This window comes from Planosporangium flavigriseum (assembly GCF_011947225.1).
In the GTDB taxonomy this organism is placed as follows: Bacteria; Actinomycetota; Actinomycetes; order Mycobacteriales; family Micromonosporaceae; genus Planosporangium; species Planosporangium flavigriseum.
In genome coordinates this window covers 19,101-29,781 of the sequence record NZ_JAATVW010000031.1, presented here as the reverse complement: position 1 = coordinate 29,781, position 10,681 = coordinate 19,101, and the positions used below count along the sequence as shown (strand labels likewise).

10 protein-coding genes are annotated in these 10,681 nt (G+C 71.4%); 4 read left to right on the top strand and 6 right to left on the bottom strand.

Annotated elements, in window-relative coordinates; genetic code table 11:
* Positions 1–58 precede the first annotated feature (58 nt).
* The gene (locus HC028_RS25680; protein WP_168080011.1) at positions 59–688 is read right to left on the bottom strand and encodes a TetR/AcrR family transcriptional regulator; all 630 of its coding nucleotides are present in this window, start codon (positions 686–688) and stop codon (positions 59–61) included.
* Between the two features lie 227 nt (positions 689–915).
* On the opposite strand from HC028_RS25680, the gene HC028_RS25675 reads away from it, so the two are divergent.
* From HC028_RS25675 to HC028_RS25660, 4 genes are read left to right on the top strand one after another with little or no spacing between them, the layout of a single operon-like run.
* Positions 916–2,088, top strand: coding sequence for an acyl-CoA dehydrogenase family protein (locus HC028_RS25675; protein ID WP_168080010.1), 1,173 nt, complete (start codon positions 916–918; stop codon positions 2,086–2,088).
* 11 nt (positions 2,089–2,099) lie between these two features.
* Positions 2,100–3,263, top strand: a complete 1,164-nt coding sequence (locus HC028_RS25670; protein ID WP_239075708.1) for an acetyl-CoA acetyltransferase — start codon at positions 2,100–2,102, stop codon at positions 3,261–3,263.
* Positions 3,264–3,268: 5 nt separating this feature from the next.
* Positions 3,269–3,682 (top strand): Zn-ribbon domain-containing OB-fold protein, encoded by a 414-nt coding sequence (locus tag HC028_RS25665; RefSeq protein WP_168080009.1) that lies wholly within the window; start codon positions 3,269–3,271, stop codon positions 3,680–3,682.
* On the top strand, positions 3,679–5,781 hold the full coding sequence (locus HC028_RS25660) for an acetate--CoA ligase family protein (protein WP_168080008.1): 2,103 nt from the start codon (positions 3,679–3,681) through the stop codon (positions 5,779–5,781). The genes HC028_RS25665 and HC028_RS25660 overlap by 4 nt, the downstream gene beginning before the upstream one ends.
* 30 nt (positions 5,782–5,811) lie before the next feature.
* Here HC028_RS25660 and HC028_RS25655 read toward each other — a convergent pair whose 3' ends face one another.
* The 5 genes from HC028_RS25655 to HC028_RS25635 are packed head-to-tail and all read right to left on the bottom strand — an operon-like array spanning position 5,812 to position 10,642.
* Positions 5,812–7,077 carry an ABC transporter substrate-binding protein gene (locus tag HC028_RS25655; RefSeq protein ID WP_168080007.1) on the bottom strand — a complete coding sequence of 422 codons (1,266 nt, stop codon included), beginning with the start codon at positions 7,075–7,077 and terminating at the stop codon, positions 5,812–5,814.
* On the bottom strand, positions 7,074–8,162 hold the full coding sequence (locus HC028_RS25650) for a branched-chain amino acid ABC transporter permease (RefSeq protein WP_203981575.1): 1,089 nt from the start codon (positions 8,160–8,162) through the stop codon (positions 7,074–7,076). Before HC028_RS25650 ends, HC028_RS25655 begins: the two co-directional genes overlap by 4 nt.
* Entirely contained in the window at positions 8,155–9,045 is an 891-nt protein-coding gene (locus HC028_RS25645; RefSeq protein WP_168080006.1) for a branched-chain amino acid ABC transporter permease, read from the bottom strand. The genes HC028_RS25650 and HC028_RS25645 overlap by 8 nt, the downstream gene beginning before the upstream one ends.
* Positions 9,042–9,827, bottom strand: a complete 786-nt coding sequence (locus tag HC028_RS25640) for an ABC transporter ATP-binding protein (protein WP_168080005.1) — start codon at positions 9,825–9,827, stop codon at positions 9,042–9,044. The genes HC028_RS25645 and HC028_RS25640 overlap by 4 nt, the downstream gene beginning before the upstream one ends.
* The gene (locus tag HC028_RS25635; RefSeq protein WP_239075709.1) at positions 9,824–10,642 is read right to left on the bottom strand and encodes an ABC transporter ATP-binding protein; all 819 of its coding nucleotides are present in this window, start codon (positions 10,640–10,642) and stop codon (positions 9,824–9,826) included. Before HC028_RS25635 ends, HC028_RS25640 begins: the two co-directional genes overlap by 4 nt.
* Positions 10,643–10,681: the final 39 nt, after the last annotated feature.

Genomic DNA, 10,681 nt, shown 5'->3' with positions numbered 1-10,681 from the left:
AGCAGGAACCCCCTGGGGTGACCCAGGGAATCCCCGTCCTTTAGGGCGGGAAGGATTGTCAATCGTCGATCGGGCGCAGCGGGTCGAGTTGCCGGATCAGCCGGATCGCCGCCTCGGTTATCGTGTTCGCCTCCCGCTTGGTCGAGCAGGTGGCGATCTCGCGCCCGGCCTCGCCGATGACCGTCGTGAGCACGGCGACGGTGACCCGGTCGACCGGGTCGGCGCCCGCGCCGAGCAGGACCGCGTTCTGCCGTACCCACTCGCGGCCCCTGGTCCGGCGGATCAGTTCGAAACCGGGTGGCCCGTCGCCGTCCATGAACAGCCGCGCCAGGTCGCGACGCTGCCAGGAGCCCTCCAGGAAGGCCCTGGCTCCGGCGATGAAGAGGTTCAGCGGATCCTCCTCGCCGCCGGCGCGGGCCTTGGCTACGGCGCTGGCCGCGCTCTGCTCGTGGGTGGCCTGGTGGTCCTCCCACAGGGCGAGGAAGAGTTCTGTCTTGCCGCCGAAGTGGTGGTACAGGCTGCCGACGCTGGAGCCCGCGCGCTCCACCACGTCGGCCACGCTGGCCTCGGCGAAACCCTTGTCGGCGAACACTTCGCGGGCAGCCTGGAGCAGTGTCCTGCGGGTCTCGGCCGTGCGGCTCCACTGCCAGGCGTTGATGCCCGACTTGCCGGTCGTCTTGCGCGCCATTGGACCTTCTCGTGGTGTCGGTGCGGCTGCGACGCGTGCGCGCCACCACCGTGCGCGACCGTCGCTCCGCGCCATTATCGAGCATTCGGTAGCGAGGGTCGCCGCTCTTGACACATTGATGTCGATGGAGCAGTCTCGATGCATTCCTAGAGCGGAGTTCTAGAAATCTCTCCATCTCCGGCCATGGGGCCGCGTTCGTGCCGTCCGATTGGAAAGGACGTCCGCCGATGGTCGACTTCTCCCTCAGCGACGAGGAACGACAGATCCGCGACACCGTCCGGTCCTTCATCGCGAAGGAAGTGCTGCCGCTGGAGCCGGAGGTGCTGCGCAACGAGCGGTCCGGCGCTCCGGCGATCGCGCCCGACGTGCTGACCGACCTACGGCGCAAGGCGCGCAAGGCCGGGTTCTGGGGGATCAACACCCCGGAGGAGTACGGCGGGATGAACCTCGGTCCGATCATGTCGGCGATCCTGGTCATGGAGACCGGGCGCACCTTCGTCCCGTTCAGCTTCGGTGGCAGCGCCGACAACATCCTGTACGAGTGCAACGACGAGCAGAAGCAGCGCTACCTGATCCCCACCATCGAGGGTGAACGGCGCTCATGTTTCGCCATCACCGAGCCGGGCGCGGGATCAGACGCGCGCAACATCCGCACCCGCGCCGTCCGCGACGGTGGCGACTGGGTCATCAACGGCGAGAAGACCTTCATCACCGGTGGCAACGAGGCCGATTTCGTGATGGTCTTCGCCGTCACCGACCCGGCCAAGGGTGCTGACGGCGGCGTGACCTGCTTCCTGGTCGACCGCGATATGGGGTGGGCGTCCGAGCCGATCCCGACGATGGGCCAGTGGGGCCCGGCGTCGCTGGTCTTCGACGACGTCCGGGTGCCGGCCGCCAACGTGCTCGGCGCGGTCGGCAACGGCTTCCCCCTGGCCATGCGCTGGATCGGCCAAGGGCGCTACCTGATCCCGGCGCGCGCCATCGGCGCGGGCGAACGGATGCTGCAGATGGCCATCGACTATGCCAAGATTCGCCAGTCGATGGGGCGACCGATCGCTGACTACCAGGCGATCCAGTGGCAGATCGCCGACTCGCAGGTGGAGATCGAGTCTAGTAAGTGGCTCACCCTGTACGCCGCGTGGCGGGTACAGCAGGGCCTGGACGCCCGGCACGCGTCGTCGATCGCCAAGCTGCACGGCGCGGTGATGGCCAACCACGTGGCCGACCGGGTCCTGCAGATCCACGGCGGCATGGGGTACACCAAGGAGCTGCCGATCGAGCGCTGGTACCGAGAGCTGCGGCTGCTGCGCATCTTCGAGGGCACCGACGAGATCCAGCGCCGCACCATCGCCCGCAACCTGCTCAAGGGCCACGCCCGGCTCGGCGGGATCGCCGAATGAGCGCGCGGCGAATGAGCGCGCGGCGAATGAACGCGCGGCGCCGAGCGGCCATCGTCGGCGTGGCCGAGTCCGCCGTCGGCGAGACACCACACCTCACCGTGCTGTCCCAGCAGGCCATCGCGAGCCGGGCGGCGCTCGCCGAGGCCGGCCTGCGCCGCGCCGACGTCGACGCGCTGTTCGTCGCGGGCAACTGGTCGTGGGCGCCGGCCCTCGCCCTGGCCGAGTACCTGGGCCTGCAGCCGCGCTACCTGGACGGCACGAACATCGGCGGCTCGTCGTTCGAGGCGCATCTCGGGCACGCGGCGGCGGCGATCGAAGCCGGGCTGATCGACGTCGCGCTCATCGCGTACGGCAGCACCCAGCGCAGTGACCGGTCACGCAACGCGCCCCGCCCGGCGACCTTGGGCGAACAGTTCGAACGGCCGTTCGGGCTGCCGCTCCCGGTGGGTGCTTACGCCCTCGCCGCCAACCGGTACCTGCACCAGTACGGCGTGCGCGGCGAGCAGCTCGCGGAGGTCGCGGTGAGCGCCAGGGAGTGGGCCCGGCTCAACCCGGACGCCTACCACCGGAACCCGCTCACCGTCGACGACGTGCTGGCCTCACCGATGATCTGTGAGCCGCTGCACAAACTGGACTGCTGCCTGGTGACCGACGGCGGCGGCGCGGTGGTGGTCGCGGCGGAGGACCGCTGGACCGACGTGGCGACCCGCCCGGTGGTGGTACTCGGCTACGGTGAGACCACCACCCACCACACGATCGCCAACATGCCCGACCTCACTGTGACCGGCGCGGCCCAGTCGGGGTCGGCGGCGCTGGCGATGGCCGGCGTCACGCGCGACAACATCGACCTGCTGGAAATTTACGACTCCTTCACCATCACCGTGCTGCTGACGCTGGAGTCGCTCGGCTTCTGCAAACCGGGGGAGGGCGGGGAGTTCGTCAGCGGCGGCCGTACCGCTCCGGGCGGCTCGCTCCCGATGAACACCAACGGCGGCGGGCTGTCCTACACCCATCCCGGCATGTACGGGATCTTCCTCCTGATCGAGGCGACCCGGCAGCTGCGTCACGACTACACCGACCCTCGCCGCCAGGTCCCCGACGCCGATCTCGCCCTCGTGCACGGCACCGGCGGGGTGCTGTCGTCGACCGCCACCGTGGTGCTGGGAAGGGGCTGACAACCGTGGTCCACATTGTCCCCGACGCGGAGACCCGGCCGTTCTGGGCGGCGATCGCCGCCGGTGAACTGCACCTCCAGCGCTGCGACACCTGCGGCACGGCGGTGTTCTACCCGCGTGCGGTCTGCCCGCACTGCTTCACAGGCACGCTGAGCTGGTTTCGGGCCGCCGGCACCGGAACCGTCCACGCTTACACGGTCGTCCATCGCGCCTTCGGCGAGTTCGCGGCGCAGGTCCCGTTCACCGTGGCACTGGTCGACCTGGACGAGGGCGTGCGGATGCTGACCCGGATCGTGGGCGCCCGGCCCGACGAGGTGCGCATCGGAGCCAGGGTCCGGTTGGAGATCACCCGGCTCGGCGACGGCGCCGGAGACGAGAATCCGGCGCTGCCGTGCTTCCGGCTGGCGGAGCAGGCATGAGCGGGTCGCTGCACGCCCTGTTCAACCCCCGGTCCATCGCGCTGGTCGGCGCCACCGACAAGTCCGGTTGGTCGCTCTCCACCTTCGACAACCTGCGCCAGTACGGCTTCGCGGGCCCGGTGTACCTGGTCAACCCGCGTACCGAGGTGGTGCACGGCCAACGCGCCTATCCGAGTCTCGCCGCCGTCCCCGGCCCGGTCGACCTCGCGTACGTCATGGTGCCGACCCCGCTCGTGCTGTCAGTGCTGCAGGAGGGGGCGCGGGTGGGCATCCGCAGCTACGTGATCCTCACGGCGGGCTTCGGCGAGACCGGCGAGCAGGGGCGCCAGCGTGAGGAGGAGGTGGCGGCCTTCGCCCGCTGCCACGACCTGACGGTACTGGGACCGAACGGCAACGGGTACATCAACGCGGCGGCGAATGTCACGCCGTACGGGCTGCCCATCCCCGCGCCGCTGCTGTCCGGTCCGGTGGGTGTCGTGTTGCAGAGCGGGGCGCTGGCCAGCTCGATCCTCGCGTTCGCCCAGGCCCGCAACATCGGCATCAGCCTGCTCACGTCGATGGGCAACGAGACCCTCGTGTCAGTGACCGACGTGGTCGACTACTTCGTCGACGACCCGGCGACCCGGGCGATCGCGCTGTTCCTGGAGTCTGTGCGGCGCCCGGTCGAGTTCGCCCGAGTGGTCCGGCGCGCAGTCGCGGCCGGCAAGCCTGTCGTCGCGCTGAAGATCGGTTCGAGCCAGCTCGCCTCGACCACCGCGCGGGCCCACACCGGTGCGCTGGTCGGCGACGACGACGTCGTCGACGCCGTGTTCCGGAAGCTCGGTGTCGTCCGGGTGCGCTCGCTGGAAGACCTGATCATCACCGCTGGGCTGCTCGGGGAGGTCGGCCCGTTACCGGGCGGGCGACTCGGCGTGGTCACCCCGTCCGGCGGGGCGTCGGAGATAATCGCGGACCGGGCCGAGGATGAAGGGCTGGACCTGCCGCCGTTCACGCCCGAGACCTGCGCCAGGCTCACCGCGATCCTGCCGGAGTTCGCGACCGTGCAGAACCCCCTCGACGTCACCGGATACGTGGTCGTCGACCGGACCCTGCTCACCCGGGCACTGGAGGTCGTCGCCGAGGACCCCGGCGTCGACGCGGTACTGCTGCTGTCCGATCTGCCGCGCCAGCCGCCCGCGGATCCGGCCCCGATGCTGGCGCTCTACGAGGCGACCGCCGCGCGGATCCGCACCGCACCACGGCCGGTCGTCGTGGTCGGCAACGTGCTGACCGACATCACCGAGTACGGCCGCGCGGTGCAGCGACAGGCGAACTACCCGCACGTCGTCGGCGGCATCGAGCACGGCATGTCCGCGATCGGCGCGGCGGTCAGGTGGTCACAGGCGGTGCGGGCCGACGGGGACCCGGCGCGGCCCGATGCACCGGCCCCGATCGTCCGGGGCGCGAGCACCGGCACCTGGGTGGAGCATCAGGCCGCCGCCTTCCTGGCGGACAACGGCGTTCCGGTCGTGGCCGCGGAACTCGCCCCAGACGAGGACAGCGCGGTCGAGGCGGCGGCGAAGTTCGGCTACCCGGTGGTGCTCAAGGCCGTCGCGGACGGGCTGGCCCACAAGAGCGACGCCGGTGGTGTCCGGCTCGCGCTCGCCGGCGCCGACGACGTGCGCCGGGCCCACCGGGAGGTCTGCGCCGCGCTGCGAGCACGCGGGGCCACCGGGGTCAGCACTCTCGTGCAGCCGCACCGATCCGGCGGGGTCGAACTGCTGGTCGGCGTGGTACGGGACCCGGCGTGGGGCCCGGTCCTCGCGATCGGGATCGGTGGCGTGTGGGTGGAGGCGCTACGTGACTCCGTCCTGCGACTGCTGCCCGTCGACCGGGCCGACGTCCGGCGGGCGCTCGGTGAGCTCCGCGGCGCCGACCTGCTGCGTGGCGCGCGCGGCGCCGAACCGGCCGACCTGGACGCCCTCGTCGACGTGATAGTCAAGGTGGGGGACCTGGCGGACGGGCTGGGGGACCGGCTGGAGGCGCTGGAGATCAACCCGCTGCTGGTGTGCGGCTCGCGGATCGAAGCGCTGGACGCTCTGGTCACCTGGCGCGGGTGAAGGGCGGCCGCCCCGCACCCGCGTGCCGTCCTATTTGGCGTCCGCGCCAGCCGGGTACTCCTTGGCGAGGTCGGATACGAACGGGGCGCGTACCTCCTTCAGCCCGCCGGGCAGGGCCGGATCGGGCTGGGCGATCCCGCTGGCCGTCGTCGACGGCTTGCCGGGCTTGCTGAAGTCCAGCGGCGGGAAGACCCCGCCGGTGTCCACCTGGCCGAGCTGACGGAACGCCTTCGCCATGCCGTCGCGAGTGAGATCCTTGTTCTGGCACGCCTTGCGGACGATCTCGACGAACACCTTCGCCGCGCCGTACCCCGAGCCGACGGAGTAGCTCGGCTTCTCGTTCGGGTACGCCTTCGTGTACGCGGCCAGCGCGGCCTTCGGCCCGGGCCGGTCGGCCGACAGGGGTGCGACCGTGCTCGACCAGAGGAAGTTCGCGCGCAGGGCGGGGCCGGCCGGGGTGTCGAGCAGGCTCTGCGTGAACGTCGGGTTGTTGCCGACCAGGGGGACCTCCAGGCCCACCGACTTGGCGACGGCGGCGACCGACGCGGTCTGCTTGGGCGACGTGGTGAGCAGGACAGCCTTGACGCCCTCCGCCTTCAGCGAGGTGACGTAGCTGGCCATGTCCTCCTCGGTGGCCTTCACCTGCCGCTGCACCAGCTTGAGCCCCAGCTTCTCGGCGGCGTACCTGCTGCCGGCGAGCGCGCTGGCGCCGTACTCGCCCTCCTGGTAGATGTGGCCGATCGCGTCGCCTCTGGCGAGTCTGCCCTGCTCGGCCAGGTACGCCACGCCGTTGACCAGTTCCAGGTCGTAGGTGGCCCCGGGTAGCACCACGTACGGGTTGGCCAGCAGCGCCTGGGCGAACGTGGCGGGCAGCGTCAGTACCTTGTCCCGCGTCACCGACTCCGCGAGCGCCGCGTTGATCGGGGCACCGAGAATCTGCAGGAACGCGAGCGAGTTCGGCTCCATCGACTTGTACAGGGTGACGGCCTTCTGCACGTTGTACCCGTGGTCGGACACCTGGAACTCGAGCTTGCGGCCGCAGACCCCGCCGGAGTTGTTGACCTCGGCGCGCACCAGTTCGCCGACCTGGACCAGTTGCTTACCGATGGGGGCGAACGGCCCGGACATGTCGGTGAGCGCGGCGAGGGTGATGGTGTCGGCGGTGACGCCGGGGCCGGTCCTGACCCCGTCCGTGCCGGTCGCGCCGCCGGACCTGGTGGCCTTGGTGCTGCATCCGGTGGCGACGAGCGCTACCACCGCGGCGACGGCGACGACGCGTAAGGCGTTTTTTCTCATGTGGACTCCTGGAGAGAGGGAACAGCGGGACCGAGCCGGGCACGCAAGCGGCGGCCCAGCCCGGCCAGGCCGTCGGGCTGGATGAGGATCACGAGAACGACCGCGGCGCCGTAGCAGAAACGCGCCAGCACGGCGGCGTCGACGCCGCCGGAGCCGGCGTCGGCGACCAGCGGCAGCACGCCGCTGTACCGGGCCAGCACGATCGGCAGCAGGGTGACGAACGCGGCGCCGGTCACCGCCCCGCCGACCGACCCGAGCCCACCGATGACGATCATGGCGAGGAACTCGACCGACAGCAGCAGGCCGAAGTAGTCGGGGACGACCCGGTCGAGGGCGAGCGCGCTGAGGACGCCCGCCGCGCCGGCGAACATCGAGGAGACGACGAAGGCCGTCGCCTTGCTCCGGCGTACGTCCACGCCGAGCACGGCGGCCGCGACCTCGCTGTCGCGGACCATGCGAAGCGCCCGCCCGGTGCGCCCGCGCAGCAGGTTGCGGGCGATGACACCGGCGCCTGCGAGGGCGACGAGACCCAGGTACCACAGCCGTTCGGTGGCGCCGAACGGCACTCCGGCGACGGTCACCGGCGGTTCGGAACCGGTGACGTCGAATCCGGCGAGGGTGAACATCGGGGTGTCCCGGCCGTTGAACCCGCCGGTCACGCCGGTGAGGTTGTGCAGCAGGTGCTGGCCGACGAAGACCAGCGACAGGCTCGCGACGCCGAGGTAGATGCCGCGCAGGCGGCTGGCCACCGGGCTGAACGCCAGTCCGAGCGCGCCGGTCACGGCGATCGCGAGGGCCGCGCCGAGCGCCGGTGGCAGGCCGAGTCCGAGCGTCGCGGCGCCGGGCTCCCCGCTGAAGCAGGCGTACCCGTAGGCGCCGACGGCAAGGAAGAACGCATGGGCGAAGGACAGTTGCCCGGCCGCACCCACCAGCAGCGTCAACCCCACCGCGCCCACGGCGGCCGCCATGGCGACCAGGCCTGCGGACAGCCAGAATCCGTCGACGTACAGCGGCAGCGCGAGCAGGACGATGACCGCGGCCACCCAGCCGGCCTTCGGCATCAGCCGGTTCAGGCGGTCAGACACGACTGAGCTCCCTCGTGCCGAACAGTCCGGTCGGTCGCCACAGCAGTACCGCGATCATGACGGCGTACGGCGCGACGTCGCCGAGCCCGCGGCCGAGGAACAGCAGCTGCTCGGAGTACCCGGCGGCAAGTGTCTCGGCGAGCCCGATGACGAGCCCGCCGACGACCGCGCCGCTCAGCGAGTCCATCCCGCCGACGACGACCGCCGGGAACGCCCGCAGCGCCGTCGTGCTCGCCGTCGCGCTCAGTCCCGGGCTGGGGAAGGTCGCCAGGAACAGCCCGGCCACGGCCGCCAGGACGCCCGCCACCACCCAGGCCACCATGCTCACCCGGCCCAGCCGGATACCCATCAGCGAGGCGGCCTCGGCGTCCTCGGCCGCCGCCCGCATCGCCACGCCCCAGTCGGTGTAGCGCACGAGCGCGGCGAACGCGACGATCAGGACCAGGGCCACCGCGATCGCCGCCAGCCTGGACACCGGGAACGTGAACCCGGCGACCCGCCAGGTGTGGTCGAGCCACGGGTCACCCATGTTCAGCACCTCGGTGCCGACCCGACGGGCCAGTTCGGCGCCGAGGACGATGTCGACGCCGATCGTGACGATCGCGAGCGCGGTGTGGCTGCGCCGGCGCAGCCGGCTCACCAGCAGGCGGTCGATCAGCAGGCCGACCGTTGCCGCGGTGGCCAGGCCCGCGGCGACGGCGGCGGGAAAGCCGATCCGGCCGTGCGTGGCCGCGATGACGTACGCGCCGAGCATCAGCATCGATCCGTGGGCGAAGTTCACCACCTCGGTCGCCTTGAAGATCACCACGAAACCGAGGGCGATCAGCGCGTAGATCGAGCCCAACGACAGGCCGTTGATCACCAACTCGACGAGGTTGCTCACGCCGGCTCCTTAGTGGACGAGGGTGCCCCGCCCAGATACGCCTCCACCACCGCGGGATCGGCCGCCATGGCCGCCGGTGAGCCGTCGAAGATCCGCCGGCCGAAGTCGAGCACCGTGACCCGGTCCGCGATGCGCGTGACCATCCCCATGTCGTGCTCGACCAGCACCACCGTGACGCCCAACTCGGTGCGGACCCTGAGGATGACGTCGGCCATCTCCGCCGTCTCGGCCCCGTCCATGCCGGCTACCGGCTCGTCCAGGAGCAGCAGCCGGGGCTCCATCGCGAGCGCCCGCGCCAGCTCCAGGCGCTTGCGCAGCCCGTACGGAAGCAACGCCGCCGGCCGGTCCAGCGCCGCTGACAGGCCCAGGAAATCGGCGATCTCCCGTACGCGGGTCCGGTGGCGCCGCTCCTCCCGGGCCACGGACGGCAGCCCGAACGCGGTGGCGGCCAGGCGCGGGCGCATCAGGTGGTGGCGGCCCAGCATCAGGTTGTCCTCGACCGTCTCGGCGCCGGACACCTCGATATTCTGGAACGTACGCGCGATGCCGAGGCGGGCGATGTGGTGCGGTCGTAACCGGGTCAGCTCCCGGTCGTCCAGGTACACCCTGCCGGCGTCCGGCCGGTACACCCCGGACAGCACGTTCAGGCAGGTCGATTTACCGGCGCCGTTCGGTCCGATGACGGCGTGGACCGTGCCCGGCTCCACAGTGAAGGAGACGGCATCGAGGGCGACGAGCGCGCCGAACCGTACCGATACCTCGTCTACCCGAAGCGTGCTCATGCCGGCCGCCGCTCGGTCCCGGACGCCTCGCGCTCGGTCGGGGTCGCCTCGTGCTCGTTCCAGGCTGCCTCGCCGAGGTACACCCGGCGCATCTCCGCCGAGCCGGCAAGCTCCGCCGACGGGCGCTCCAGCGCGACCCGCCCCAGCGCCAGGACGTACGCGTGGTCCGACACCGCCAGCGCCATGGCCGCGTTCTGCTCGACCAGCAGCACGGACGTCCCCTGTGCGCTGATCTGCCGTACGACGTCGGCCACCTGCGTCACCACCCGGGGGGCCAGCCCCAGCGACGGTTCGTCGAGCAGCAGCAGGCGGGGACCGGCCATCAGGCCACGGGCGATGGCGAGCATCTGCTGCTCCCCGCCGGAGAGTAGCCGGGCGCGCTGGTCGCGCCGCTCGGCCAGGCGCGGGAACGTCGCGTACACCCGCTCCCGCGCGGCCGTGCGGGACCGGCGGTCCCGCGCTCCGATGGCGCCGGCCCGCAGGTTCTCGTCCACCGTGAGCCGGCCGAACACCCGGCGGCCCTCCGGCACTCCGACCACGCCGGCCGCGACGATGTCTGCCGGGTCGCGCCGCGCCAGCCGCGCGCCGTCGAAGGTGACGTCTCCGGCGTCGATACTCCCGCGGTGCAGCGGCAGCGTGCCGGACACGGCGCGCAGCAACGTCGTCTTGCCGGCGCCGTTGCTGCCGAGCACCGCGACGACGCCGCCCGCGGGCACCGCCAGCGACACCCCGCGCAGGGCCTGCACGGCTCGGCCGTAGCGCACCGAGAGCTGCCGGATCTCCAGCATCGGCGTCCTTCCGAGATCGATGGTCACCTGATCGAAAACCGGCCGGAAGGCGAAATCAAAGACGAG